Source organism: Shinella sp. (assembly GCF_035998705.1).
Classification (GTDB): Bacteria; Pseudomonadota; Alphaproteobacteria; order Rhizobiales; family Rhizobiaceae; genus Shinella.
Genome location: NZ_DASYHH010000017.1, coordinates 37,107 through 63,820 on the forward strand (window position 1 = coordinate 37,107; position 26,714 = coordinate 63,820).

The following is a 26,714-nucleotide window of genomic DNA, read 5'->3' on the forward strand; positions in this document are numbered from 1 at the left end:
TCGCAAATCCCGGATTCCATATCCTTTCTTTTCAAAGGCTTGGCGTCAATCAGAAAAGGACTTGTTCGGCATCGCAAATCATGGCGTCTATCGCGCCAGCCAGAGGAGATCTGCCATGAACGCCCACAACAAGCCCAATGCACCGGTGCTCGACAGCTACTGGATGCCCTTTACCGCCAATCGCCAGTTCAAGGCGGCGCCGCGTTTGCTCGCCGCCGCCGAAGGCATGTATTATACCAGCGCCGACGGGCGCCGCGTGCTGGACGGCACGGCCGGCCTCTGGTGCGTCAACGCCGGCCATGGCCGCCGGCAGATCGCCGCCGCCGTCGAGCGCCAGCTCACCCAGATGGATTTTGCGCCCTCCTTCCAGATGGGCCATCCGATCGCCTTCGACTTCGCCGAGCGGCTCGCCGAAATCGCGCCCGGCCCGGACGGCGCCAAGCTCGACCGCATCTTCTACACCGGCTCCGGCTCCGAATCGGTCGACACCGCACTGAAGATCGCCATCGCCTACCAGCGGGCGATCGGCCAGGGCACGCGCACGCGCCTGATCGGCCGCGAGCGCGGTTATCACGGCGTCGGTTTCGGCGGCATTTCGGTCGGCGGCATCATCAACAACCGCCGCGTCTTCCCGCAGCTTCCCGGCTCCGACCACCTGCGCCACACCCATGACCTTGCCAAGAACGCCTTCGTGAAGGGCCAGCCGGAGCACGGCGCGGAGCTTGCCGACGATCTTGAGCGTCTGGTGGCGCTGCATGGCGCGGAAACCATCGCGGCCTGCATCGTCGAACCCGTCGCCGGCTCCACCGGCGTGCTGATCCCGCCGAAGGGTTACCTCGAACGGCTGCGCGCGATCTGCGACAAGCACGGCATCCTGCTGATCTTCGACGAGGTCATTACGGGTTTCGGCCGCCTCGGCGCATCGTTTGCCACCAACTATTTCGGCGTCACGCCGGATCTGGTGACGACCGCCAAGGGCCTCACCAACGGTGCGATCCCGATGGGTGCGGTCTTCTCCAGCCGCAAGGTGCACGACGCGCTGATGCATGGGCCGGAAAACGCCATCGAGATCTTCCATGGTTATACCTATTCCGGCCATCCGGCAGCCTGCGCCGCGGGCATCGCGACGCTCGACATCTACCGCGACGAGGGTCTGCTCACCCGCGCGGCCGAGCTCGAGGACGACTGGCAGACCGCGATGCATTCGCTGAAGGGCCTGCCGCATGTCATCGATATCCGCACCATCGGCCTGATCGCCGGCATCGAGCTAGCCTCGCGCGATGGCGCACCCGGCACGCGCGCCTATGACGTCTTCGTCGATTGCTTCGAGAAGGGCCTGCTCATCCGCGTGACCGGCGACATCATCGCCTTCTCGCCGCCGCTGATCGCGGAGAAGCAGCACTTCGAGGACATCGTCTCGATCCTCGGCGACGCGTTGAAGCGCGCGGCGTAAACTTTTTCCTGGAATTGCGTCGACTGCAATTTGCGAAAAACGCTGTTATAGCTGGGCCCGTAGCAGTACGGGCCCACATTCATGTCAGCATCCGCCAAGACCGAGCCGAAAATCATCTTCCGCCTCCAGTTCGAGCCGGAGGGGCGCCTCGGCCGGGGCAAGATCCAGCTTCTCTGCCATATCAAGGGCACCGGCTCGATTTCGGCCGGCGGGCGGGCGATGGACATGTCCTATCGCCGGGCCTGGCTGCTCGTCGACGAGATGAACCGGCTGTTTCGTGCGCCGGTGGTGGAATCGCAGCGCGGCGGAAAACAGGGCGGCGGGGCGGTGCTGACCCCCTTCGGCGAGGCGCTGATCGCGCATTACCAGGCGATGGAGGAAAAGGCGCGCGCAGCCCTTGCCGACGATATCGACTGGATCGTCGGGCAGCTCGCCGACTGAATAGAGCGTTTCGGCTTTTCTTCGAATCGCGAAAACACTCTATCTTTTTGTTTTTACGCAATTCCGGACGCAAAACCGCTATGCACTTTTGCTGGAATTGCTCTATTCCAGCGCCACCGTCTTGATGACGGCGTGAACGGAGAGGCCCGGCACAAGGCCGAGGCGCTCGACGGAAAATGCGGTGATGCGGGCGCGGACGGGATCGCCGCCGCAGGCGATGCGCAGGCTTACCATGCCCTCGCCGTCCGGCTCGATCGCCTCCACGATGCCTTCCAGAATGTTGAGTGCGCTGAGACCTTCCGGGCGCACGGTCGCGATCATGACGTCGCGGGCGGGGATGCGCAGCCGCACCGTCTCGCCGGGCGAAACGGCGGCACCCGGCACGAGGATCGTCGCGCCGCCATCGAGGCGGATGGTGGCGAGGCCATGGGCGGCGTCGCGCGCCTCGACGTGGCCGGAAAGCACGCTGCCGGCCTCGCGGCGGTCGGCGGCAGAGAACAGGCGCGGGCCGCCGAGCACGTCGGAGGCGGCACCGACCGCCTCGATGCGCCCGCCCGCCATCAGCACGACCCGGTCGGCCAGGCGCGCGACCTCGGCCACCGAATGGCTGACATAGACGATGGGAATGCCGGCTTCGTCGCGCAGGCGCTCCAGATAGGGCAGGATTTCCGCCTTGCGCTCCTCGTCGAGGGCGGCGAGCGGCTCGTCCATCAGGAGCAGGCGGGGAGACGCGAGCAGCGCCCGGCCGATGGCGACGCGCTGCTTTTCCCCGCCGGAAAGGTTGGCCGGCTGGCGGTCGAGCAGGTCGGCGATGCCGAGCAGGTCGACGACGCGTTCCGGATTTTCGGCGCGGGCGCCCTTCGGCGAGAACCAGCGGCCGTAATTGAGGTTCTGGCGGACGGTCAGGTGCGGGAAGAGGCGCGCTTCCTGAAAGACATAACCGAAGCGGCGGCGGTGGGCGGGAACGAAGATGCGCCGTGCGGTATCGACCAGCACCTCGTCGCCGAGCAGCACGCGGCCTTCCGCCGGGCGCGTCAGGCCGGCGATGATGCGGACCAGCGAGGTCTTTCCCGAGCCCGAACGGCCGAACAGCGCGGTGACGCCGCCGTCGGCGCTGAAGGCGGCATCCAGCGAGAAATCGCCGAGCCGGTGGCGGGCTTCGACGACGAGGCTCATTCGAGGTGCACCTTGCGACCGATACGCTGGGCGAGCACTTCCGAGGCCAAGAGTGCGACCATCGAGATGGCGATCGCGACCAATGTCAGCCGCATGGCGCCGGCATCGCCGCCGGGCACCTGGGTGAAGGTGTAGATGGCGGCGGACAGGGTCTGGGTTTCGCCGGGAATGTTGGAGACGAAGGTGATGGTCGCGCCGAACTCGCCCATCGCCTTGGCAAAAGCGAGGATCATGCCGGCGATGACGCCGGGGAGGATCAGCGGCAGGGTGACGGTGAGGAAGACCCAGAGGGGGCTGGCGCCGAGCGTTCCGGCCGCCTCCTCCAGCTTGCGGTCGACGGCCTCGATGGAGAGACGGATCGAGCGCACCATCAGCGGAAAGCCCATGACGCCGCAGGCAAGCGCCGCCCCCGTCCAGCGGAAGGACAGCACGATGCCGAACCATTCGTCGAGCACCGAGCCGATGGCGCCGCGCCGGCCGAACAGGATGAGCAGCAGGAAGCCGGTGACGACCGGGGGCAGGATCAGCGGCATGTGCACGATGCCGTTGAGGAGCGACTTGCCCCAGAAGCGGCCACGCGCCAACGCTAGCGCCACCAGAATGCCGAGCGGCAGGCTGGCGAAAACCGCAACCGCCGAGACCCTAAGGCTCAGCCGGATCGCCGTCCATTCCTCCTCGCTGAGAGCTAGCCAGTCCACGGCGTCTCTCCCGATCCGGGGGTATCTTCTGGGACGTTGGGAGGAATACCCCCCTCTGCCCTGCCGGGCATCTCCCCCTCAAGGGGGGAGATTGGATGGGACGCCGTTTCGCCCATCTCCCACGCCGCTATCAAAGCGCGGATATCGCCGCTTGCCGATCTCCCCCCTTGAGGGGGAGATGCCCGGCAGGGCAGAGGGGGGTGCGACAAGGTCATAGGGTTGCCAGCAAAGCCGTGAAATCAGACAGCCCCGGGTTTAGCGCCCAAAACTGTCGCGAGGCTCGTCTTACTTCAGGATGGTAAAACCCTGTTCGGTGAAGAAGGGGGCGGCCTTTTCGGACTTCAGGAAGTCGAGATAGGCGGCCGCGGCGGCGCTTTTCGATTCGTTCAGGATGGCGGCCGGGTAGATGATCGGCGGGTGGCTGTCTTCCGGGAAGGTGCCGACGATGGCGACGCCCGGATCGGCAGCGGCATCCGTCTGGTAGACGATGCCATAGGGCGCCTCGCCGCGCGAGACGAGGGCGAGTGCCGCGCGCACGCTTTCGGCACCGGCGACCTTGCCTTCGACCGACGACCAGACGCCGAGCTTTTCGAGCGCCGCCTTGCCGTATTTGCCGGCCGGCACGGTCTCGACCGCGCCCATGGCGAGCTTGCCGTCGCCGACGAGGCCGGCGAGGTCGAAGCCGTCCTTGATCTCGACGGTCGACGCCTTGTCCTTCGGCGCGACGAGCACGATGCGGTTGCCGAGCAGGTTGACGCGGGTGTCGTCCTTGACCAGCTTCTTTTCGGCGACATAATCCATCCAGGCGAGGTCGGCCGAGATGAAGAGATCGGCGGGTGCGGCGGCCTCGATCTGCTTGGCGAGCGCCGAGCTTGCCGCATAGGAGACCGTCGTCTCGTTGCCGGTTTCCTTCGACCAGGCGGCGTTGGCCGCATCAAGGGCGTTCTTCAGGCTGGCGGCGGCGAAAACGGTGACCTTTTCCGCGGCGGCGGCCGGCAGGGCGAGCGGGAATGCCGCAAAGGCGGCAACGACGAGTTTCAGAAGCAGACGACGGTTCATTCCTGTTCTCCCATAGTCCTGCCTTCGGGCAGCGTGATATCCTTTTGAATATATCGATGCTTCCGGCTTTGCCAGCGCTATATTTTCAAAAATACAGGGAAACAGACCGCCGCCAAACGGCCGTAAAGGCCGTCCGGGCAAGCCATGAGGTTCATCGGGAAATCCGGTAGCCTAGAACAACGCGTCGTCGAAGAGTTCGTCGTCGGTCTTCGCGGCCGTCGATTCGGCTGGCGCGTCCATCGGGGTGCCGAAGATGCGGGCGTGCACCTCGCGCTCGGAAACCATGGTGTAGGTTCGCGAAATCCGGCTGCCGAGATCGGCGATTGCTTCGTCGAGACCGGACAGGTCGGGAAGCTCGTGCCCGAGGAGGTCGCCGGCGCGGGCGGAGCAATCGGCCAGCACGTCGCCGAGTTCGGCGTTGAAATCGAGGTCGGCGATGGTCTGGCCAGCCTTGGCGGAAACGTCCGCGCCGCAGGCGCGCAGTGCCGTCATGTCCTCTTCCATGCGGGCGCCCGCGTGGCGGATATGGTCGAGCGCTTCTTCCAGATGCGCATCGAGCGAGCCGCCGGCGCTGGCGCCCGCCTCGCTCAGCCTTCCGGCATCGTCTTCCAGCGATTGCAGGGCGACGAGAATATGTTCGGCCGTCTCGTCGAGCCGCGCGGAGAAGGTGCGAAGTTCCGCCGTCACGACGTTGATCGCGCGTCCCTCCTCGCCGAGCTTGCTGCAGCGCAGGTTGGTGTTGAGCGCCATGTACTGGATGTCGGTGCGCACCAGCTTGATCGTCTCGACGCCCTTCAGCAGTTCATGAACGGTCTCGACCGTGCTGAGGCCGAGCGCATTGGCCTTGTCGGCCGCCTGTTCGATATCGCGCACGACGGCGCGCGCCGCGGCAATGTCGGCCTCCAGGATGCGCATGGCGCGGTCGGCCGACTTGCCGTCGGCGGCGTCCATGTCGCCGTAGAGCAGCATCAACCCGTCGATATCGGCGCCGAAACTGCGGATCGTGCCGACAACCGTCTTGCACTCGCGGGTGAAATCGCGGGCGATCTCGCCGAGCTGCGCATGGACGAGATGGCGCACGAGCGCGGTCAGGCGGCCGGCCGCCTCCGCGTCGAGCGTTCCGGCGGTTAGATAGTCTTCCAGGAAGGTGAAGGCGGATTGGCAATGTTCGATCCGCTGGCGGGTAATATCGCCGATCTGCATGGCCGAGAGCGTGGTCGCGACCTTGGTCTGCACCTGGCGCGCCGAGGCGCCGACCTTGGCGGCGAGCTGCGAGAGGTGGCGGCGCTGGGCCGTGAGGTCGCCGGCATTGCGCGACAGGTTGCCGGCAATATCCGGCACGCTGCGGCGAAAGCGCTCCAGCGCCTCCCCGCCCCCGGTCGAGGCGGAGCCGATCACGCTGCTCAGCGTGCCGATCTTCGCGCCGAGAGCATCGACCTGGGTTCGGCCGTACTGGATGCGTTCGAGAATTTCTTCCGCAAAGCCGGAAAAGTCCGGAATGGCGGCGCCGGTGATCTTGGCGGTCGTGGCGAAGGTGCGGAGATAGCGCAGCGTCTCCTGCATGTCGGCAATATAGGCGCCGAGCGACTTTTCCGTCACCGCGACATTGCCGAGGCGCTGCTGGCGCATCTCCTCGATGCCGGGCAGTGCCGTCAGCTGGTCGACGGTCGCGACAAGCCGGCCGATCGTTGCCTCGGCGGCCTCGTCGCCCAGCGAACCGGAAAGGTTTTCCAGCGCTGCGACCAGCCGGTTGAGGACATCGAGCACGTTGAGCAGGACGACGCCGCCATCGAGGAACCGCTGCTCGATGCGCGAGCGGGCTCCTTCAAGGCGCGATACGAGTTCGACTTCAGCCGTCTGTCGCTCCGCGCGCTTTGCGCTTGTTATTCCTGACACGCCATACCCCACTCACAAGAACCCGTAAGCGGCACACTAGGCCGAAGATTGTAACGCGCAGTAAATTCGCCATCCCTTATCTAGCTCACTTGCGCCCCCGCAGGTCCATTTCGGCACCACTACCCGAGGATGCAGGCATCCCTAGAATTAGGGATTGATAAATAATATTACTTATATCTAATTTTTTTATTATCATTACAAAACAACTAATTAAGTAGATTTCCTGCCCTAGGGTGAGGCGGTGTGGACGCAGCCCTATATCTACCAATGGATGAAATTAGCAACCGAACTTTACCCTTCATTAAGCGTGACTTGGGAATCTAGCGCGGGAAATACTTTGTCCCCAAACGATTATCGAGGCTTCCATGTCGTCAACCCTGCCGGGTGATCCGTCGTTAACCTTACCAACGACACTCACCATCAAGAATATATTGGCAGTTCAAGAGTTGATCTTGGACTGCTTGAATAGAAACACGTCCGCAGTCCTGGATATCGATGAGGAAGCACAGGTCGACCTTAGTTTCGTGCAGCTCGTTACGGCGGCGCGCAAACAGGCGGAGATCAAGGCGGGGCGCGTTCTACTTGCCCGGCCCGCTGCCGGAGACCTCTACGACGTGCTGAAGCGTGGCGGTTTCCTCGATGACATGACGCCGGACGCCGCACATTTCTGGTTGCATCAGGAGAAGAATTGATGACCGCGAAGATCTTGACCGTTGACGATTCCGCCAGCATCCGGCTGACGACGCGCGTCACTCTCTCCAATGCCGGTTATACGGTGACGGAGGCGGTCGACGGCGTCGACGGCCTGAACAAGCTGAAGGGCGGCGAATACGACCTCGTCGTCACCGACCTGAACATGCCGAACATGGACGGCCTGACGATGATCCGGGAGCTGCGCAAGCTGCCGGCGCATACGGGCGTTCCGGTCATCTTCCTCACCACCGAATCCGACGGCGAGATCAAGGCCCAGGCGAAGGCCGCCGGTGCGACCGGCTGGCTCACCAAGCCGTTCGATCCGGAAAGCCTCGTCAAGATCGCCAAGAAGGTGCTGGGCAAATGAGCAACCCGGACCCGATCTCAGTCTTCCGGACAGAAGCCGCCGAACTGCTGGAACAGATCGAGTCCGGCCTTCTGGATCTGACACGCAGCCTCGACGACCGCGACCAGATCGACGCCGTCTTCCGCGGCCTTCACACGCTGAAGGGGTCGGGCGCGATGTTCGGCTTCGACGCGCTCGCCGCCTTCACCCACCATTGCGAGACCGCCTTCGACCGGGTGCGCAAGGGCGACGTGCCCGCCACGCACGAGCTGGTCTCGGCCGTGCTTTCGGCGCAGGATCATATGCGCGCGCTGCTCGAAACGCCGAACGGCGACCATGATGCGATGAGCGCCAGCCTGCTCGACAACCTGCACCGCGCCGTCAACGGGGCGGGCTCCCCTTCCCCGGTAGCAGTTGCCGCCGCTGCCACGCCCGTCAAGGCCGACGCCGGCGGTTTGCGCGAATGGCGCATCCGCTTCCGCCTGCCGGCCAATGCCATGGCGAACGGCACCAATCCGCTCGGCCTGCTCGACGAAATGCGCGATCTTGGCGATTGCAAGATCGTCGCCGACATTTCGCAGGTGCCGGATCTCGCGACGCTCGAGCCGCGCGACATTCATCTCGGCTGGGACGTGACGCTGAAAACCGAGCGGCCGCGCGCCGATATCGAGGACGTCTTCATCTTCGTGATGGACGACATGGAGCTGGAGATCACGGAAGTCGCCGGGGAAAAGCCGGCCTCCGTACCGAAGCCGGTCGACGTTCCGGTCGCCAAGGCGGTGGTCGTCGCCGAGCGCGAGGCGCCGGCGATCCAGGCCGCCAACGATTCCAAGCAGAACAAATCCGCCGAAAACGTCCGCGTTCCGGCCGAACGGCTCGACGAGATGATGGACCGCGTCGGCGAGCTCGTCATCGCGCAGTCCCGCCTCACCCAGCTTGCCGGCACGGCGGCCGATCTCGGCCTGCGCTCGGTCTCGGAAGAAATCGAGCGGCTTTCCGGCGAGTTGCGCGACACGATGATGGTGCTGCGCATGATGCCGGTCGCGAGCCTTTTCAGCCGCTTCCGCCGCCTCGTGCACGACCTGTCGCGCGAAACCGGCAAGGAAATCGAACTCATCACCGAGGGCGAAACCACCGAGGTCGACAAGACGGTCATCGACCGGCTCGCCGATCCGCTGATCCATCTCGTGCGCAACTCGATCGACCATGGCCTGGAAAAGCCGGAAGAGCGCCTTGCCGCCGGCAAGGAGGCGAAGGGCCAGGTCATCCTTTCCGCACACCAGACGGGCGGCGAGGTCATCATCACCATCAAGGACGACGGCCGCGGCATCAACCGCGAGCGGGTGCGCGCCAAGGCGGAGGCCTCCGGCATCATCCAGCCGGGCGCGACCCTCACCGACCAGGACCTGCTCCAGCTGATCTTCCAGCCCGGCTTCTCCACCGCCCAGGCGGTGACGAACCTTTCCGGCCGCGGTGTCGGCATGGACGTGGTCAAGAAGACGGTGGAGGCGCTGCGCGGCACGATCGACATTGTCAGCAAGCCGGGCGAAGGCTCGACCGTGTCGCTGCGCATTCCGCTGACGCTCGCCATCATCGAGGGTCTTCTCGTGCGCGTCGGCCAGGGCTGCTACGTCATCCCGCTTTCGGCGGTGGAAGAGTGCCTGGAACTGTCGCTCGAAGACGATCTTCGCTCGCGCGGGCGCAGCTTCATCTCGCTGCGCGACAGCCTCGTGCCTTTCCTGCGGCTGCGGGAACTGTTCAGGACCGGCACCGAGCCCGACCAGCACCAGAAGGTCGTCGTCATCTCGACGGGCTCGGAGCGCGTCGGCCTCGTCGTCGACCAGATCATCGGCGACCACCAGACGGTCATCAAATCCATGTCCAAACTGCACCATGACGTTGTCACCTTCTCGGGCGCGACCATCCTCGGCGATGGCAGCGTCGCCCTGATCCTCGACGTCACGCATCTCATCGCAGTCGGACAGCAACAGGAGGCGCAATTGCGGGCGGCAGGATGAGCGAAGCGGCACGAAAACTCGACTACGAGACGATCTGGGGCGGCGAGGACGAGCTATCGGTCCTTACCTTCAACCTCAACGGCGAGACCTTCGCCATCGAGGCGATCGTCGTGCAGGAAATCCTCGATCTCCTGCCGGAAACCCGTGTTCCCGGCAGCAAATCCTTCGTTTCCAGCGTCATCAACTTCCGCGGCAAGGTCATTCCGCTTGCCGATATCCGCCTCGCCTTCGGCATGGACGCGACGGAGACCACGATCGACAGCCGCATCATCGTCATCGAGCTCGATCTCGACGATGAGGCGACGCTGATCGGCATCCGTACCGACAAGGTCAACGAAGTCACGACACTCCCGAAACTCGCCAGCGAACCACCGCCGAGCATCGGCATGCGCTGGCGCGCCGACTACATTAACTGCCTCGTCAAGCGCGGCGGAGAATTCATTATCGTTCCCAATTTACACGCGATTTTCTCTTCGCAGAAAGACCGCACCGGCACGGCGCAAGCGCCGAACTAGGATATCAGGAGAGACCCATGCGCTTCACCATAAAACTCAAGCTGTTCCTGGCCTTCGGCTTCATGCTCGCCGTTCTCGTCGGCACCGCTGCCTACAGCATCACGAGTCTCGCCGGCCTCAATACGGCGCTCAGCGACGTGCTGAACGGTCCCGCCGAGCGCCTCAGGCTCTCCCAGTCCCTGAACGTCCTGCAACTCCAGCAGATCAGACAGCAGAAGAACATGCTGTCTTCAACGAACGTGACACAGACCACAGGCTACATCGCGCTCAGCGATGAAGCCCGCAAGGCGTTCGATGCGGCATTCGCGGAGGTTCTGGGCAACGCGACGGAACAAGGCAAGGTGCTGTGGAACAAGCTTCACGGCTTCACGACCGACTTCCGCCGTAGCGACGACCGGGTCCGCTCGCTGGCGCTCGCCGGAGACACGGCAGGCGCGACGCGCATCTCGAACTCCGAGGCCCGTGAAGTGACCAACGAGATCGATCAGCTGCTGGACGAGGTCGTCAAGCTGGAAGTCAGCAGATTCAATGACGCCGAGATTACCGCCGAGGCGCAGTACCAGAGCACCCGCACCATCATGGTGACGGTCGCGGCCATCGCGCTCCTCGTCGCATCCATCGCTGCCTTCTGGATCGTGTTCTCGATCAACCGCGGCATCAGCCGGGCCGTCAGCGTCGTGAAGAACGTGGCGGATGGCGATCTTACCCGCTTTGCAGAGATTTCCTCGAAAGACGAAATCGGCGACCTGCTCGGCCACGTCAACACGATGATCGAGCGCCTGCGCGGCGTCGTTGCCGATGCGCTGTCGGCCTCCGACAACGTGTCGTCGGGCAGCCAGGAGCTTTCCGCAAGCTCGGAGACCCTTTCGCAGGGCGCCACCGAGCAGGCATCCTCTGCCGAAGAGGCCTCCGCCTCGATGGAGGAAATGGCGTCCAACATCAAGCAGAACGCCGACAACGCCGCCCAGACCGAAAAGATCGCACGCCAGTCCTCCAAGGATGCGGAAGCCTCCGGCCAGGCCGTCGGCCGCGCCGTCACGGCCATGCGCACCATCGCGGAAAAGATCTCCATCGTGCAGGAAATCGCCCGCCAGACCGACCTTCTCGCGCTCAACGCTGCCGTGGAAGCGGCCCGTGCCGGCGAACACGGCAAGGGCTTTGCAGTCGTAGCCTCGGAAGTGCGCAAGCTTGCCGAGCGCAGCCAGGCGGCAGCAGCCGAAATCAGCGCGCTCTCGGGCGATACGGTCTCCGTTGCCACCGAGGCCGGCGAAATGCTGACCCGCCTGGTGCCGGATATCCGCAAGACCGCCGAACTGATCTCCGAAATCTCCGCCGCCTGCCGCGAGCAGGATATCGGCGCCTCGCAGATCAACGAAGCGATCCAGCAGCTCGACAAGGTGACCCAGCAGAACGCCGGCGCATCGGAAGAAATGTCGGCAACGTCGGAAGAGCTGGCGGCCCAGGCCGAGGAGCTTCAGGCGTCGATTGCCTTCTTCCGCGTTGACAATGCGAGCCGCAAGGAGGCGAACCACGCCGACAAGCTGCGGGCGACCGCAGCGAAGATGGCAGCCCCCGTTGCGATCAAGCGCCCGGCCACTCCGGCGCACCGTCCGGCACCCGTTGCCGCAAAGGCAACCCGCGGCAATGGTTTCGCTCTCGACATGTCGATGGGCGGCCCGGATGCCGACGACGCGGATTTCCGCGAAAGCGCCTGATCAAGAATGACGGCGGCGCGCCCGGCACGGGTGCGCCGCGAGATCGACCCGGCGCGTGTAGGCGCCGGTGGAGGGCCGTTCCCACGGCTCGCGGAAGGGTGAATGCACTCGGTCTTCTCCGCATGCCTCATGAGGCGCTTCCCCGCCTCGACCAGCAACACCGGCATCTGCGACAAGGAGCCCTACGAAAATGCGTTTCACCATCAAACTCAAACTGGCCGTGGCATTCTGCCTGCTCGTCCTGCTATCGACCGGCATGTCCGTCATGGCGATCGTCAACCTCTCCTCGCTGAACTCGGCCATTACCGGCATCATTCAGGGACCGGCCACCAACCTGCGCGATTCAAGCGACCTTTCCGACGCCGTACAGGGCGCGATCCGCGACGAGAAAAACGCGATCCTGAACACCAACCCCCAGCTCATCAATGATTTCGTCAACGAGGTCCGCGCGGATCAGGCGAAGATCGACGGCATCGTTGCAAAAATCAGGACGTCGCAGGACGCGACGGTCCAGGCCAAGCTCGATAGCTTTACCGCCAGCGTACCGGCGTGGAAGAAGCTGCAGGACGATGTCATCCGGCTGGCCGTCGAAAACACCGACGACAGCAACCGCAGGGCGGCTCAAATCTCGATGACGCAGGGACGGGACGCGGCTGCCGCCGTTCTGGTGGCACTGACCGCGCTGAACGACCAGATCGCGATCGACCTCGACGAGACCGACGGCGAGACGAACGACCAATACACGAATTCGCGCAATCTGCTGATCGCCTCGCTCGCCATCATGTTCGTGCTGTCCGTCGCCATCGCGCTCTGGATCGCGATCGGCATCAACACCGGCCTCAAGAAGATCCAGGCTGCGGCGGAAGCCGTTTCCATCGGCGATCTCAACCAGAATATCGAGGTCAAGACGAACGACGAGATCAAGGACCTGGTCGATACGATCAATGTCATGACCGGCAACCTGCGCAACACCGCGACGATCGCCGACCAGATCGCCAATGGCGACCTGACCGTGACGCCGAAGCCGCTTTCCGACAAGGATACGCTCGGCATCTCGCTGGAAAGCATGGTCGAGCGCCTGCGTGGCGTCGTCGCCGATGCACTGTCGGCCGCCAACAACGTGTCGTCGGGCAGCCAGGAACTTTCGGCGAGCTCCGAACAGCTCTCGCAGGGTGCCACCGAGCAGGCATCCTCCGCCGAAGAGGCATCCGCCTCGATGGAGGAAATGGCCTCCAACATCAAGCAGAACGCCGACAACGCCGCCCAGACGGAAAAGATCGCCCGCCAGTCCGCCAAGGACGCCGAAGCCTCGGGCGAGGCTGTCGGCCGCGCCGTCGGCGCCATGCGCACGATTGCCGAGAAGATCTCGATCGTCCAGGAAATCGCCCGCCAGACCGACCTGCTCGCGCTGAACGCTGCCGTGGAAGCGGCCCGTGCCGGCGAACATGGCAAGGGTTTTGCGGTCGTCGCCTCCGAAGTGCGCAAGCTTGCCGAACGCAGCCAGGCGGCCGCGTCCGAAATCAGCGCGCTGTCCGGCACGACCGTCTCGGTTGCCACCGAGGCCGGCGAAATGCTGACCCGCCTGGTACCCGACATCCGCAAGACCGCCGAACTGATCTCCGAAATCTCGGCAGCCTGCCGCGAACAGGATATCGGCGCCTCGCAGATCAACGAAGCGATCCAGCAACTCGACAAGGTGACCCAGCAGAATGCCGGCGCCTCGGAAGAAATGTCCGGCACCTCGGAAGAGCTGGCGGCGCAGGCCGAGGAACTCCAGACCTCGATCGCCTTCTTCCGCGTCGATCGCGCCTCCAACTCCGCTGCCCCCGTCCAGCGCCGTCCGGCGCCGGTCACGCGCGCTGCCGCAAAGCCCGTCACCACGCAGGTTCGCAAATCCGACAACAGCGTCAACGCCCAGCAGGCCCGTGCCCGCGGCTTTGCCCTCGACATGTCGATGGGCGGCCCGGATGCCGACGACGCAGACTTCAGGGAAAGCGCATAATATGGCCGGCACATCCTCCGAATCCCAGTTCGTCACCTTCAGTCTCGACAACGAGATCTTTGCGGTCCCGGTCTCGGTCGTCCGGGAAATCCTCGACCATGAGGATGCCTTCAAGATCCCGCACGGCCCGGACTACCTGCTGGGGCTGCGGGATGTCCGGGGCCAGGGTGTGCCGGTCATCGATCTCCGTCTTCGTCTCGGCATGACGAGGACGGAGAAGACGCCGCACACGCGCGCACTCGTGCTCGACGTGCCGATCGGCGAGCGGACGCTGACCCTCGGCCTCGTCGCCGACCGGGTCTTCGAGGTCGTCCCCTTCCGCGAAGACGAGATCGAGGGGCCGCCGGATATCGGCGTGCGCTGGCCATCCGATTACATTGCCGGCGTGGTGCGCCGGAACGGCGGCTTCGTCGTCATCGTCGATCTCGCACGGCTGTTTTCCAGCACCGAGATGGCGATGATGGGCACGGCAAACCGCCTCGCCGCCACGGCATAATTACAGGAGAAACGGTGTGGGAGCAGCATTGCGGGCGCAGGCGACGGAAGAGGGCTTAACCAGCCGGAACTTCGACGCTCTGTCGCGCTACATATATGACTACAGCGGCATCAAGATGCCGGTGACGAAACTGACGATGCTGGAAGGCCGGCTGCGCCGCCGCCTCCGGGCGACCGGCATTGCGAATTTCAACGACTATTGCGACTATCTCTTCAAGCACGGCGGCATCGATAAGGAGGCGATCTTCCTCATCGATGCCGTGACGACCAACAAGACCGATTTCTTCCGCGAGCCGAAGCATTTCGATTACATGGCGCAGATCGCCCTGCCGGAGCTGGTGGCCGCCGGTCACAAGCGCCTGCGGCTGTGGAGTGCGGCCTGCTCCATCGGCGCCGAGCCCTATACGATGGCGATGGTGATGCAGGATTTCATCGAGGGCACCGCCGGCCTCGACTACCGCATCCTCGCCACCGATCTTTCGACCGACGTGCTGCAGGCGGCGCGGCGCGGCGTCTATCCGCGCGACATGGTCCTGCCGGTTCCGGCAGACATGCAGCGGCGTCATGTGATGGCGTCCCGCCATGCCGGCCGCAGCGAGGTGCGCATCCATCCGCGCTTGCGCTCGACGGTCGGCTTTGCGCGCCTGAACCTCATGGACAGCGCCTACAAGGTCGGCGACCCGATGCACATGATCTTCTGCCGCAACGTGCTGATCTATTTCGACAAGCCGACCCAGGCGAAGGTGCTGTCGCGACTCTGCGACTGCCTCACGCCCGGCGGCCTGCTCTATGTCGGCCATTCCGAAACGGTCACCGGCATCACCTTGCCGGTGCGCCAGGTCGCCAACACGATTTTCAAGAAGCTCTGATGGTTCTTCCCGGCAAGAAGATTCGTGTTCTCATCATCGACGACTCGGCAAGCGTGCGCCAGGCGCTGACCCATGTTCTGGAGCAGGATCCGGAGATCGAGGTGATGGGGGCGGCCTCCGACCCCTTCATGGCGGCCAAGAAAATTCAGGAGGAGATGCCCGACGTCATCACGCTGGACGTGGAAATGCCGCGCATGGACGGCATCACCTTCCTGCGCAAGCTGATGTCGCAGCGGCCGATCCCCGTCGTCATGTGCTCTTCGCTCACCGAAGAGGGCTCGGAAACCTTGATGCAGGCGCTGGAGGCCGGCGCGGTCGACATCATCCTGAAGCCGAAGATCGGGGCGGCCGACCATCTTGCCGAATCCGGCACGCGAATCCGCGAGGCGGTGAAGGGTGCGGCCGTCGCCCGCATCGGCTCCCACCGCCGCGCGGCCGTGCCGACCGGCCCGACCGCAAAGCTCACGGCCGATGCCGTACTACCGCCGCCGTCGGGCCGCGCCATGGCGAAGACGACCGAAATGGTCGCCTGCGTCGGTGCGTCCACCGGCGGAACCGAGGCGTTGCGCGTCATGCTCGAGCAGCTGCCGGGGAATTCCCCCGGCCTCGTCATCGTGCAGCACATGCCGGAAAAATTCACCGCCGCCTTCGCCAAGCGGCTGAACAGCCTGTGCGAAGTCGAGGTCAAGGAGGCCGTCCACGGCGATCCCGTGCTGCGCGGCCATGTGCTGATCGCGCCCGGCGACCGGCACATGATGCTGGAGCGGCAAGGCGCGCGCTACCATGTGGCGGTGCGCGAAGGCCCCCTCGTCTCGCGCCATCGCCCCTCCGTCGACGTGCTCTTCCGCTCCGCCGCGCGTTCGGCCGGGGGAAACGCCATGGGCGTCATCATGACCGGCATGGGCGACGACGGCGCACGCGGCATGGCCGAGATGCACCAGGCCGGCGCCTATACGGTCGCGCAGGACGAGGCAAGCTCCGTCGTCTTCGGCATGCCGAAGGAGGCGATCGCGCATGGCGGCGTCGAACGGGTCGTACCGCTCGACCAGATCGCCCGGGAAATCCTCGCCGCCGACCGGCGAAGGTAGGGCGATTTTTACGCGGCATTAACCATAAATGGCGAGGATGACGAAGCACCATGCAAGGTGTTTCTTCAGGAGCGATGACCGGCTCACGAACCGATCCGGGGACCATCATGCCTGTCATCACCTTCGCCAACACCAAGGGCGGCGCCGGCAAGACCACCGCCGTGCTGCTGCTCGCGACCGAACTCGCCCGCCTCGGCCACCGCGTCTCGGTGCTCGATGCCGATCCGCAACACTGGATCACCCGCTGGTTCGAGAATTCCGAAGGCGCACTCGGCAACCGCCTGAACGTCGTACCCTATGTCACCATGAGCTCGATCGACCGGCAGCTCAGCGACGAGAAGGCACGTGCCAATTTCGTGCTGATCGACCTGCCCGGCTCGCGCAGCTCCCTGCTCGCCAAGGCCGTCGGTTATTCCGATTATGTCCTGATCCCCGTGCAGGGCTCCGCGATGGACGCGCAGGGCGGCGCCAATGTCATCGAGCTGCTGCAATATCTGGAAGACAAGGCGGATATCCGCATCCGCCATTCCGTCGTGCTCACCCGGGTGAATTCCATGGTGACGACGCGCGCCATGAATGCCGTGAAGGACCTGCTCGCCGCGCGCCGCGTGCACCTGCTCGAAACGCCGATCGTCGAACGCTCGGCCTTCCGCGACATGTTCGGCTGCGGCGGCACGCTCTACTCGATGGACGCCAGACGCGTCAGCAATCTCGACAAGGCGCAGGAGAATGCCCGCGCGCTGGCGCTGGAAGTGCTCCAGCAGATCCCCGCCGCCCGCCAGGCCCAAGCACCGAGCCTTCGAAGCGTCGCCTGACGATTCGCGTTTGCGATCAAACATATAAGGCCGTGGTATTCTGCGGCCTTTTTCATTTTCAGGGAAAAACAGGGTCCAGAATTGGAAAAGCCTGCCGCGGGAGGAGGTGCGGCAGGCTTTCCGATAGAACCGAATGACGACTGGGAGGAGGAGTGTCGCCATTCCCGCAGTCGGCCCTGGGAGGAGGAGTGGGCCTTCTGCAACATCGAAGCTTCGTGGGAGGAGGTACGTTGCTTCGATAAGTATGACTATACGCGATTCTTGCTCAATTGATAGGCATCTTTTTGCAAGGCAGCTATGCGCTATGCGCTTAACGGGTACCTCAATCGAGTTGAATTATCCCCGCGGAAGGCGCATCCTTCGCAGATGCAAAAACGCCCGCCGGAGGCGAGCGTCTTCGAAATTCTGCCAGTTTTCGGCGTGTTTATCAGAAGCCGACGGCAGCGCGGGCGACTGCCTTGATTTCCGAACGCTCAATACCGAGATCGCGCAGTTCGCGGGCGGTCATGCGGTCGAGTTCGGTGACGGTCTGGCGGTACTTGCGCCAATTGTTGAAGGAACGTGCCATGTTCATGATGATCCCCTTTCCGGAGGTTCTCTGTTCGGCACCGGTCCGTGGCGCCGCGTCTTTCGATGACCCCTTTATAGGCTTATGCTGCACTGCGGAACAGCGCTAAGCTGGCAAGCCACCCATGCAGATCGTGCATGGGTCTCATGGGCCTCCATTGACGAAAATGGCCCGCCGGCGGACTTCAGGCCGCCAAAACGGCCTGTTCCTCCCGCAAAAACGCGGAAATTCGCTCCAAACCTTCGCGCAACACCGCTTCGCCGTTCGTGTAGCCGATGCGCAGGTGCCCTTCCATGTCCATGGCGCTGCCGGGCGTCAGCATGACGCCGGTGGTCTCCAGGAGCTTGATGCAGAAGGTTTCGGAGGTGAGCGGCAGGTCGTATTTCAGGAGCGCCGTCGTGCCCGATTTCGGCTTGACCCAGGAGATCAGCGGCTCGCCCTCCACCCATTCGGCGAGGATGGCGAGGTTCGTTCGGGTGATCGCCTGGCTGCGGGCGAGGATCTTGTCGCGATTCTCAAGGGCGATGGCGGCAAAGTGGTCGTCCAGCATGCCGACGCTGATCGTGTTGTAGTCGCGGTGGATCGAGACGGCGGAGAGCAGACTCCTTGGGCCGACGATCCAGCCGAGGCGCAGGCCGGCCAGCGAATAGGTTTTCGACATGCTGCCGGTGCTGATGCCCTTTTCATAGAGGTCGGCGATCGAGGCCGTCATGCCGTCGCCCTGCTGGTCCGTGCCGCGATAGACCTCGTCACAGAGGATCCACGCGCCGCAGGCCCGCGCGATCTCGACGACTTTTTCAAGAAAATCCCGGTCCATCAGCGATCCGGTCGGGTTGTTCGGGTTGTTGAGGCAGATGAGCTTGGTGCCCGGCGCCGCGAGGCGGCGCAGGTCCGAAAGGTCCGGCAGGAAGCCATGTTCGGCGGTGAGCTTCAGGATCTGCACGTCCGCGCCAAAACTTTCCGGAATGGAATAGTGCTGCTGGTAGGTGGGCAGGACCGAGATGACGCGGTCGCCGGGCTCCACCAGCGTTTCGTGCACCAGCGCATTGGCGCCGATCGCGCCATGGGTGACGACGACGTTTTCCATCGCCTGGCTGTCATACATGGCGGCGATGAGACGGCGCAGGCGCTCGCTGCCCTCGATCGCGCCGTAGGTGAGTTTCATCGGCAGGAGTTCGGCGAGGATCGTGTCCTTCTTGCCAGACATGTCGAGCAGTTCTTCCACCGTCAGCGATTCGACGCAGGTCTCCGCGAGATTGAGTTCGCAGTCGTTCTCGTAGCGGTTCATCCAGATCTCGACGCCGAAATCGCGTATCTTCATGACGGGGTCCTTTCGGGTTAGAAGGCGGCAGGCGGACGGTCCGCCCTTTTTGATGACGGAACGATATGAGCAATATATTGCACAGTCAAGAACGCGGCGACGTGCTCGCCCATGTCTCCGGCAATCTGCGCCGCCTGCGTCAGCAGGCCGGCCTCAGCCAGGCGGCACTTGCGGAGGCCTCCGGCATCAGCCGGCGCATGATCGTCGCGGTCGAGGGGGGCGACGCGAATATCAGCCTGTCGAGCCTCGACAAGCTCGCCGCCGCGATCGGCGTCGGTTTCGTCGATCTCGTGCGCGACCCGGCCCGCGCGCCATCCGCCGAGATCAACGAGGTGACGTGGCGCGGAAGCGATGCGGAGAGCACCGCGGTGCTGCTCGGCTCGGCACCGGCGACGACGGAGGCGCAGATGTGGCTCTGGTCGCTCGGCCCCGGCGAGCGCTACGAGGCCGAACCGGACCCTGCCGGCTGGCATGAAATGGTTTTCGTCACCGAGGGCACGCTGCGGCTGGAACTCTCCGGCAAAGCGAAGGATTTTCCGGCCGGCAGCTTCGCCGTCTACGGCACCGACCAGGCCTATGCCTATGCAAACCCCGGCGATACGCCGGTGCGTTTCGTGCGCAACGTGGTCAGCTGACGGCCAGCGTCCAGGCCATGCCGGCGAGCGCCGACAGGCCGAGCGTCAGCAGCACCGATGCCTTGAGGCGGAAGAGCGCGACGGCGGAGGCGGCCGCGAGCAGCGCCGAGGGCAGGATGAGCGTTGCCGGCACAGGCAGTTCGAGGTGCAAAGGCCCGGCGGCGAAGACCGTGACCTCGCGAAACAGCGTGTGCACGGCGAACCAGACCGCGAGATTGAGGATGACGCCGACGACGGCGGCGGTGATCGCCGACATGGCGCCGGAGAGCGCCGCATTGCCGCGCAGTTTTTCGATGAAGGGCGCGCCGAGGAAGATCCACAGGAAGCAGGGCACGAAGGTGACCCAGGTGGTGAGGATCGCGGCCAGCGTCGCCGCCGTCAGCGGGTTCAGGCTGCCGGGATCGCGCCAGGCGGCGAGGAAGCCGACGAATTGCAGCACCATGATCAGCGGGCCCGGCGTCGTCTCCGCCATGCCGAGGCCGTCGAGCATTTCGCCCGGCTTCAGCCAGCCATAGTGCTGCACGGCCTCCTGCGCGACATAGGCGAGCGCGGCATAGGCGCCGCCGAAGGTGACGACCGCCATCTGGCTGAAGAAGGTGCCGATCTCGGTGAACACGCTGTTGCCGCCGGCGATGACCCAGATCAGCGCCACCGGGCCGAGCCAGAGACAGGTGAGCACGCCGGAGATTTTCAACGACCAGCCGAGCGAAGGCCGTGCGTGGGCCGGCGTCGCCTCGCCGAGCAGCGAATCGCTATCCTGCAGCACCCTGCCCTTGGCCGCCGCATGGCCGCTTGACGTGCGAAACAGGCGGGAGCCGGATTTCGAGCCGATATAGCCGACGATGGCCGCCACCAGGATGATCAGCGGGAACGGCACCTTGAAGGCGAAGATGGCGACGAAGGCGGCGGCGGCGATCGTGAGCATCGCCGGATTGGTGAGCGCCCGGCTGCCGATGCGGAACACGGCCTGCACGACGACCGCCAGCACCGCCGCCTTCAGGCCGAAGAACAGGCCCTCGACCAGGCTCGCATCGCCGAAGAGCACATAGATGTAGCTGAGCGCCAGGATCGACAGGAAACCGGGCAGGATGAACAGCAGGCCGGCGACGAGGCCGCCCAGCGTGCGGTGCATCAGCCAGCCGATATAGACGGCGAGTTGCTGGGCCTCCGGGCCGGGCAGCAGCATGCAATAGTTCAGCGCATGCAGGAAACGGCTCTCGCCAATCCAGCGTTTTTCATCGACAACGATGCGGTGCATCAGCGCGATCTGCCCGGCCGGGCCGCCGAAACTCAACGCCGCCACGCGCGCCCAGACCTTGAGCGCCTCGCCGAAGGGCACGCCATGCGCCTCTGTCGGATGGCCGGGTTCGGCCGCTCGTTCTGTCATCTGCATATATCTCCCCGTTGCCGTCTCGATCGATCGCAGCGGTACCCTGCCCTGTCAAGGCGACGGGGGCTTGACGGACAATGTGGATGGCATTATTAAACCATCAAGTTAATTAACTGAATGGATAAGTACGTGAGCGATCCGCTGAGCCTGACCTTCGCCGCCCTTGCGGATCCCACGCGCCGGGCGATCCTCGCCCGGCTTTCCGAAGGCGATGCGACGGTGAACGACATTGCCGCCCCCTTCGAGATGAGCCTGCCGGCCGTCTCCAAGCACCTGAAGGTGCTGGAGGGCGCCGGGCTGATCACCCGCAGCCGCAGCGCCCAGTGGCGCCCGTGCCATCTGGAAGCGGCACCCCTGAAGGATGCCGACGGCTGGATTTCCCGCTACCGCCGCTTCTGGGACGCGAGCTTCGACCGGCTCGATGACTATCTCCGGGAATTGCAGGCCGGCGACCCGGACAAGAAAAGCTGAGGAGAGACCCATGCAGCAGACCGCCGAACCCATCGGCCTTTTCATCGAACGGCTGATCGATGCGCCCTGCCCGCTCGTCTTCAAGGTCTGGACGACGCCGGAACACATGGCCCGCTGGCTCGGGCCGAAGGATTTTTCGGCCCATGCGATCCGCCTGGATTTCCGACCCGGCGGCGCCTGGTCGGCGGTCATCCGCTCGCCGGAGGGCGAGGAATATCCGATGGGCGGCACCTATAGCGAGATAGAGGAAAACCGCCGCATCGTCTTCACCTTCCGCTGGAGCGGCGAGGACGACCCGGACACGCTGGTGACCGTGACCTTCGAGGACAGGGACGGCAAGACGCGCCTCACCTTCGCCCAGACACCGTTCGACACCGTCGAATCCCGCGACAGCCATGCCGAGGGCTGGGGCGAATGCCTCGACCGGCTGGTCGCCTATATCCTGCAAGCCCGAGGAGAAGGACGATGAAAAAGACCTATCACGGCCGTTGCCATTGCGGCGCCATCCGCTACGAAGCGGTGCTCGATCTCGACGAGGGCCTGCGCCGCTGCAACTGTTCCTTCTGCCGGCGCACGCGCATGCTCAAGACCTTTACACCGCGCGAGGATTTCAAGCTGCTGTCCGGCGAGGACCATCTCGTCAGCTACCGCGCCGACAAATCCGGTTGGCCGGAGGGCGATGTCGACCACTATTTCTGCAAGCGCTGCGGCATCCGCCCGTTCTCACGCGGCTATCTCAAGGACTTCATGGGGCACTTTTATTGCATCAATGCGGGCACGCTGGAGGATATCTCCGAGGAAGAGTTCAGCGCCGCGCCGATGATCTATGAAAACGGCCTGGCGGACGATTTCTTCAACCCGCCGCCCTACACGGCACATCTCTGAGCCCACGGAAAACCATTGCGCCGGCCGGATGGTCGGCTAGGGTCTCCCCGCCGGCGCAGAGCCCTTGCGACACCACCAGTTCCCGCGACTGTCGGAACTGGTCGCTGGCCCGTCGCAGACAGGCTGCACTGGCACCGAACGAGGCCCTAAAATCGGCTTCAATATTTCATCGGGGTCCAGAAAATGGCAGAGTTTCCGCAAAAGGCGAAGGTCGTCATCATCGGTTTGGGTGGCATCGTCGGCGCATCAATCGCCCACCATCTCATCGAGCGCGGATGGGACGATATCGTGGGCATCGACAAGTCGGGCGTGCCGACCGATATCGGTTCGACGGCGCATGCCTCGGACTTCTGCTACACGACCAGCCACGATTATCTTTCGGTCTGGACCACCCAGTACTCGATCGATTTTTTCGAGAAGATGGGCCACTACGCCCGCATCGGCGGCCTGGAAGTGGCGCGCACCGGCGACGACACCTGGATGGAAGAGATCAAGCGCAAGCTTTCCTCCGCCAAGGCTTTCGGCACGCGCGCGCATTATGTCTCGCCGGCTGAGATCAAGAAGCTGTTCCCGCTGATCGAGGAAGATCAGGTGATGGGCGGCATGTTCGATCCCGATGCCGGCCTCGTCGTGCCGCGCTCGCAGACGGTTGCCGGCAAACTGGTCGATGCGGCCGAAAAATCCGGCAAGCTCCAGGTCTATGGCAACACGCCGGCCCAGTCGCTGATCGTCGAGGGCGGCCGCATCAAGGGCGTCGTCACGCATCGCGGCACCATCATGGCGGACCATGTCATCGTCTGCGCCGGCATCTGGGGGCGTCTTATCGCCGAAATGGTGGGAGAAGACCTGCCGGTCATGCCGGTCGACCATCCGCTGACCTTCTTCGGCCCGTACAACGAGTTCGAAAACACCGGCAAGGACATCGGCTTCCCGCTTTTGCGCGACCAGGGCAACTCCGCCTATATGCGCGACACCGGCGACCCGAAGACCACCGAAGGCGGCCAGATCGAGTGGGGCTATTACGAGACCACCAATCCGCGCCTCTGCCATCCGCGCAACATCCTTGAAAAGCATGAGGCGCGGCTCTCGCCCTCGCAGCGCGATCTGGAAATGGAACAGATCATCGAGCCGCTCGAAAAGGCCATGGAGCTGACGCCGATCCTCGGCGAACTCGGCTACAATGAAAGCCACTCCTTCAACGGCCTGCTTCAGGTATCCGCCGCCGGCGGCCCGTCCTGCGGCGAGAGCCAGAAGGTGCGCGGCTTGTGGTACTGCGTCGCCATCTGGGTTAAGGACGGGCCCGGCTACGGCAAGCTGATCGCCGACTGGATGACGGACGGGCGCACCGAGATCGACCATAACTCGATCGACTATGCCCGCTTCTACCCGCACCAGCTGACGGAAGAGTTCATCGAGGGCCGCTGCTTCGAGGCCGCCCAGAAGATCTACTTCCCGGCCGTGCACACCCGCGAACCCTATGCGTCAGGCCGCGGCGCCAAGCGCTCGCCCTTCCATGAGCGCGAAAAGGAACTCGGCGGCTACTTCATGGAGCTCGGCGGCTGGGAGCGTGCGCATGGCTACAAGGCCAACGAGCACCTCTTGGAAAAATACGCCGACAAGGTTCCGGTGCGTGAGAACGAGTGGGACAGCCGCCACTTCTGGCGCGTGTCGAATGCCGAGCACCTGGCGATGAGCGAGGATTGCGGCATCGTCAACCTCTCGCATTTCCACATGGTCGATATCGAGGGGCCGGACCATGTCGCGCTGCTCGAATGGCTCTGCGCCGCAAAGATCGGCGGCGACGGCAATATCGGCAAGGGCATCTACACCCACTTCCTCGACGACGAGGGCATGGTGCGCGCCGACTTCACCGTCATCCGCATGGCGGACCGTTGCCGGCTGATCAACGGTGCGGACGCCGGCCCGCGCGACTTCCACTACATGAAGCGCGTTGCGGAAGATCGTGGCCTCGACGTCACCATCACCGATGTGACGGAGAAATTCATCACCATCGGCATCTGGGGGCCGAATGCCCGCGACACGCTGAAGAAGGCCGTGTCCGAGCCGGCCGCTCTCGATCCGGAAAATTTCGCTTTCGCCCAGATCAAGCAGATCGAGATCGGCGGCAAGGACGTCACCGCCTTCCGCATCTCCTATGTCGGCGAGCAGGGCTGGGAACTGCACATGAAATACGAGGACGGCCTCGCCGTCTGGGATGCGCTGCGCGCCACCGGCGTCATGGCCTTCGGCGTCGAGACCTATGCCAACTCGCGCCGCATGGAAAAGAGCCTGCGTCTGCAGAATGCCGACCTGCTCACCCAGTACAACCTCATCGAAGCCGACCTTGCCCGCCCGAAGGTCAAGGAAGCCGATTTCCGCGGCAAGGCGAAGCATCTTGAATACAAGGCGCGCGACCACCAGCCCGCCATGCTCTGCACGCTCGTCATGACGGAAAATACCGACAAGGCCGGCGTGAAGCGCTACCCGGTCGGTACGCTGCCGGTGATGGACCCGGAGACCGGCGAGGTTCTCGTCGACGAACTCGGCCGCCGCTCCTACACGACCTCCATCGCCTTCGGCCCGACCATCGGCAAGAACATCGCGCTCGCCTACCTTCCTCACGCCTACTGCCAGGAAGGCCGCAAGCTGAATGTGGAATATTTTGCCGAGACCTACCCGGTCGAGGTGGTCAGCATCGGCTACAAGCCGCTGTATGACCCTGAAAACCTGAAGCCGCGGACGTAAGGCTTCTGACTACCCGAAATTAAGGGTGTGCCAGCATCGCGGGCACGCCCTTTTTCTTGGCGCACCCCACTCCATTTTCTCCCTTGCACTCCCCTCTCCTCCGTCATCCTCGGGCTTGACCCGAGGATGACGGAGGAGGTTGGGAGGGCTTTACCACGCATGATGGTCTGGTGTTGACAGCCATCGCTACTACCGCACCACCGCCCCATTTTCCGCCACAAGACGCCCCTCCTTGAACACCCGCCGCGGCTTCGGCACCGCGACCACGGCCTCCGGCACATGTTCGGCGACGAGCGTGACAAAATCGGCCTTGGCGCCGAGCGCGATGCCGTAGCCTTCTAGGCCGAGGGCTTTCGCGCCGGCTATGGTGACCACGTCGAAGGCGGCGGTCAGGTCGTCGTCGGTGTAGAAGCCGGAGCGGTAGCCGATCATCATGGCGCGGCTCAGCATGTCGCCGTCACCATAGGGCCACCAGGAATCGCGGATATTGTCGCTGCCGCTGAAGACGGTGACGCCTTCCGAACGCAGCAAAGCGACCGGCGGGAAGACGTGGTCGCCGGGGGCGTTGGTCATGATCGAGACACCGGCCTTGGCGATTTTTGCGCCGATGCGGCGGGCGGCGTCTGGATCGAGATCGCCGAGGCCGTAGGCGTGGCTGATCGCCACTTTGCCCTGCATGCCGAGCGCCGCCGTGCGGGCGCAGATTTCCTCGACGGTGAAAGCGCCGAGGGAGCCGAAATCGTGCAGGTGGATATCGACGCCGACGCCGTGCTTTTCCGCCACGCCGAAAACGACGTCGAGATGGCCTTGCAGGTCGCGGTCGAAGCTTGCCGGGTCGAGCCCGCCGACGAGATCGGCGCCGAGCGCGATCGCCTCGTTCAAGAGTTCGGGCGTGCCGGGGCTTTTCAGGATGCCGTTCTGCGGGAAGGCGACGAGCTGGATGTCGATGATATCCCGGTATTCCTCGCGGATCGTCAGGATCGTTTCCAGCGACTTCAGCCCGACCGAGCCATCCACCATGACGTGGCTGCGCATCCGGAGGGAGCCGTTGGCGACGCAAAGTTCGAGCTGTTTTCGCGCGCGCTCGTCCATGGGTGCGGCCTGCGCCATGTTCTGCGCCTGGAAGGCGACGCGCTCGTGCACGTCAAAACCATTGGTGCAGGCTTTGTGCGGGATCCATTTGTCGCCGTAGAAGCTGGTGTCGAGATGGATATGGCCCTCGACGAAGGCCGGCACCAGCAGGGAACCGGTTATGTCGACCGTTCGCGACCCTGTTGGGATCGTGCCGGCCGGCTCGATTGCGACGATGCGGCCGCCGGAAACGCCGATATCCTTCCGCGAACCATCGGCCAGCTTCGCATGAGTGAAAAGCGTTTCGATCCCGGCCATGATATCGCGTCTCCGTCTGGGCACAGCTTGA

25 protein-coding genes are annotated in these 26,714 nt (G+C 64.2%); 17 read left to right on the top strand and 8 right to left on the bottom strand.

The window, feature by feature from the left end:
* The first annotated feature begins 115 nt into the window (after window positions 1–115).
* The gene (locus VGN93_RS13405; protein WP_327507896.1) at window positions 116–1,453 is read left to right on the top strand and encodes an aspartate aminotransferase family protein; all 1,338 of its coding nucleotides are present in this window, start codon (window positions 116–118) and stop codon (window positions 1,451–1,453) included.
* A gap of 81 nt (window positions 1,454–1,534) precedes the next feature.
* Window positions 1,535–1,894: a winged helix-turn-helix domain-containing protein gene (locus tag VGN93_RS13410; RefSeq protein WP_327507897.1), complete on the top strand. Its 360-nt coding sequence runs from the start codon at window positions 1,535–1,537 to the stop codon at window positions 1,892–1,894.
* 102 nt (window positions 1,895–1,996) lie between these two features.
* On the opposite strand, the gene modC is transcribed toward VGN93_RS13410, so the two are convergent.
* The 4 genes from modC to VGN93_RS13430 all read right to left on the bottom strand — a co-directional run bounded on the left by modC (window position 1,997) and on the right by VGN93_RS13430 (window position 6,723).
* Complete coding sequence (gene modC, locus VGN93_RS13415; RefSeq protein ID WP_327507898.1) at window positions 1,997–3,070, bottom strand: molybdenum ABC transporter ATP-binding protein; 1,074 nt, start codon at window positions 3,068–3,070, stop codon at window positions 1,997–1,999.
* Window positions 3,067–3,768: a molybdate ABC transporter permease subunit gene (gene modB / locus VGN93_RS13420; RefSeq protein WP_327507899.1), complete on the bottom strand. Its 702-nt coding sequence runs from the start codon at window positions 3,766–3,768 to the stop codon at window positions 3,067–3,069. The genes modC and modB overlap by 4 nt, the downstream gene beginning before the upstream one ends.
* Before the next feature lie 285 nt (window positions 3,769–4,053).
* Window positions 4,054–4,827 carry a molybdate ABC transporter substrate-binding protein gene (modA, locus tag VGN93_RS13425; protein ID WP_327507900.1) on the bottom strand — a complete coding sequence of 258 codons (774 nt, stop codon included), beginning with the start codon at window positions 4,825–4,827 and terminating at the stop codon, window positions 4,054–4,056.
* 171 nt (window positions 4,828–4,998) lie between these two features.
* Window positions 4,999–6,723 carry a chemotaxis protein gene (locus VGN93_RS13430; protein WP_327507901.1) on the bottom strand — a complete coding sequence of 575 codons (1,725 nt, stop codon included), beginning with the start codon at window positions 6,721–6,723 and terminating at the stop codon, window positions 4,999–5,001.
* 365 nt (window positions 6,724–7,088) lie between these two features.
* Here VGN93_RS13430 and VGN93_RS13435 point away from each other — a divergent pair, with 365 nt between their 5' ends.
* From VGN93_RS13435 to VGN93_RS13480, 10 genes are all read left to right on the top strand, one after another.
* On the top strand, window positions 7,089–7,415 hold the full coding sequence (locus VGN93_RS13435) for a hypothetical protein (RefSeq protein ID WP_327507902.1): 327 nt from the start codon (window positions 7,089–7,091) through the stop codon (window positions 7,413–7,415).
* Window positions 7,415–7,783, top strand: coding sequence for a response regulator (locus VGN93_RS13440; protein ID WP_327507903.1), 369 nt, complete (start codon window positions 7,415–7,417; stop codon window positions 7,781–7,783). The genes VGN93_RS13435 and VGN93_RS13440 overlap by 1 nt, the downstream gene beginning before the upstream one ends.
* Window positions 7,780–9,780: a chemotaxis protein CheA gene (locus VGN93_RS13445; protein WP_327507904.1), complete on the top strand. Its 2,001-nt coding sequence runs from the start codon at window positions 7,780–7,782 to the stop codon at window positions 9,778–9,780. The genes VGN93_RS13440 and VGN93_RS13445 overlap by 4 nt, the downstream gene beginning before the upstream one ends.
* Window positions 9,777–10,295, top strand: coding sequence for a chemotaxis protein CheW (locus VGN93_RS13450; RefSeq protein ID WP_327507905.1), 519 nt, complete (start codon window positions 9,777–9,779; stop codon window positions 10,293–10,295). The genes VGN93_RS13445 and VGN93_RS13450 overlap by 4 nt, the downstream gene beginning before the upstream one ends.
* Before the next feature lie 17 nt (window positions 10,296–10,312).
* On the top strand, window positions 10,313–12,010 hold the full coding sequence (locus VGN93_RS13455; RefSeq protein ID WP_327507906.1) for a methyl-accepting chemotaxis protein: 1,698 nt from the start codon (window positions 10,313–10,315) through the stop codon (window positions 12,008–12,010).
* Between the two features lie 190 nt (window positions 12,011–12,200).
* Window positions 12,201–14,012 carry a methyl-accepting chemotaxis protein gene (locus VGN93_RS13460; RefSeq protein WP_319310276.1) on the top strand — a complete coding sequence of 604 codons (1,812 nt, stop codon included), beginning with the start codon at window positions 12,201–12,203 and terminating at the stop codon, window positions 14,010–14,012.
* 1 nt (window position 14,013) lies between these two features.
* On the top strand, window positions 14,014–14,508 hold the full coding sequence (locus VGN93_RS13465) for a chemotaxis protein CheW (RefSeq protein ID WP_319310275.1): 495 nt from the start codon (window positions 14,014–14,016) through the stop codon (window positions 14,506–14,508).
* A 16-nt stretch (window positions 14,509–14,524) separates the two neighbouring features.
* Complete coding sequence (locus tag VGN93_RS13470; protein WP_319310273.1) at window positions 14,525–15,376, top strand: protein-glutamate O-methyltransferase CheR; 852 nt, start codon at window positions 14,525–14,527, stop codon at window positions 15,374–15,376.
* Window positions 15,376–16,464 carry a chemotaxis response regulator protein-glutamate methylesterase gene (locus VGN93_RS13475; protein WP_319310272.1) on the top strand — a complete coding sequence of 363 codons (1,089 nt, stop codon included), beginning with the start codon at window positions 15,376–15,378 and terminating at the stop codon, window positions 16,462–16,464. Before VGN93_RS13470 ends, VGN93_RS13475 begins: the two co-directional genes overlap by 1 nt.
* Before the next feature lie 107 nt (window positions 16,465–16,571).
* The gene (locus VGN93_RS13480) at window positions 16,572–17,279 is read left to right on the top strand and encodes a ParA family protein (RefSeq protein ID WP_327507907.1); all 708 of its coding nucleotides are present in this window, start codon (window positions 16,572–16,574) and stop codon (window positions 17,277–17,279) included.
* 427 nt (window positions 17,280–17,706) lie between these two features.
* Here VGN93_RS13480 and VGN93_RS13485 read toward each other — a convergent pair whose 3' ends face one another.
* Window positions 17,707–17,853: a DUF1127 domain-containing protein gene (locus VGN93_RS13485; RefSeq protein WP_256118430.1), complete on the bottom strand. Its 147-nt coding sequence runs from the start codon at window positions 17,851–17,853 to the stop codon at window positions 17,707–17,709.
* 178 nt (window positions 17,854–18,031) lie between these two features.
* The gene (locus tag VGN93_RS13490) at window positions 18,032–19,168 is read right to left on the bottom strand and encodes an aminotransferase (RefSeq protein WP_327507908.1); all 1,137 of its coding nucleotides are present in this window, start codon (window positions 19,166–19,168) and stop codon (window positions 18,032–18,034) included.
* A gap of 77 nt (window positions 19,169–19,245) precedes the next feature.
* Between VGN93_RS13490 and VGN93_RS13495 the strand changes: the two genes are divergently transcribed.
* Window positions 19,246–19,803 carry a helix-turn-helix domain-containing protein gene (locus VGN93_RS13495; RefSeq protein WP_327507909.1) on the top strand — a complete coding sequence of 186 codons (558 nt, stop codon included), beginning with the start codon at window positions 19,246–19,248 and terminating at the stop codon, window positions 19,801–19,803.
* Here the strand turns inward: VGN93_RS13495 and chrA are convergent.
* Complete coding sequence (gene chrA, locus VGN93_RS13500; RefSeq protein WP_327507910.1) at window positions 19,796–21,190, bottom strand: chromate efflux transporter; 1,395 nt, start codon at window positions 21,188–21,190, stop codon at window positions 19,796–19,798. The two genes, VGN93_RS13495 and chrA, sit on opposite strands and share 8 nt — an antisense overlap.
* Before the next feature lie 120 nt (window positions 21,191–21,310).
* Here chrA and VGN93_RS13505 point away from each other — a divergent pair, with 120 nt between their 5' ends.
* From VGN93_RS13505 to VGN93_RS13520, 4 genes are all read left to right on the top strand, one after another.
* Window positions 21,311–21,664 (top strand): ArsR/SmtB family transcription factor, encoded by a 354-nt coding sequence (locus VGN93_RS13505; RefSeq protein ID WP_413818582.1) that lies wholly within the window; start codon window positions 21,311–21,313, stop codon window positions 21,662–21,664.
* A gap of 10 nt (window positions 21,665–21,674) precedes the next feature.
* Window positions 21,675–22,133, top strand: a complete 459-nt coding sequence (locus tag VGN93_RS13510; RefSeq protein ID WP_327507911.1) for an SRPBCC domain-containing protein — start codon at window positions 21,675–21,677, stop codon at window positions 22,131–22,133.
* Window positions 22,130–22,549 (top strand): GFA family protein, encoded by a 420-nt coding sequence (locus VGN93_RS13515; RefSeq protein ID WP_327507912.1) that lies wholly within the window; start codon window positions 22,130–22,132, stop codon window positions 22,547–22,549. Before VGN93_RS13510 ends, VGN93_RS13515 begins: the two co-directional genes overlap by 4 nt.
* A 183-nt stretch (window positions 22,550–22,732) precedes the next feature.
* Window positions 22,733–25,294: an FAD-dependent oxidoreductase gene (locus tag VGN93_RS13520; RefSeq protein ID WP_327507913.1), complete on the top strand. Its 2,562-nt coding sequence runs from the start codon at window positions 22,733–22,735 to the stop codon at window positions 25,292–25,294.
* 189 nt (window positions 25,295–25,483) lie between these two features.
* Here the strand turns inward: VGN93_RS13520 and VGN93_RS13525 are convergent, their stop codons facing one another.
* A complete protein-coding gene (locus VGN93_RS13525; RefSeq protein WP_327507914.1) occupies window positions 25,484–26,683 on the bottom strand; it encodes an amidohydrolase family protein in 1,200 nt (399 codons plus the stop codon).
* Window positions 26,684–26,714 lie beyond the last annotated feature (31 nt).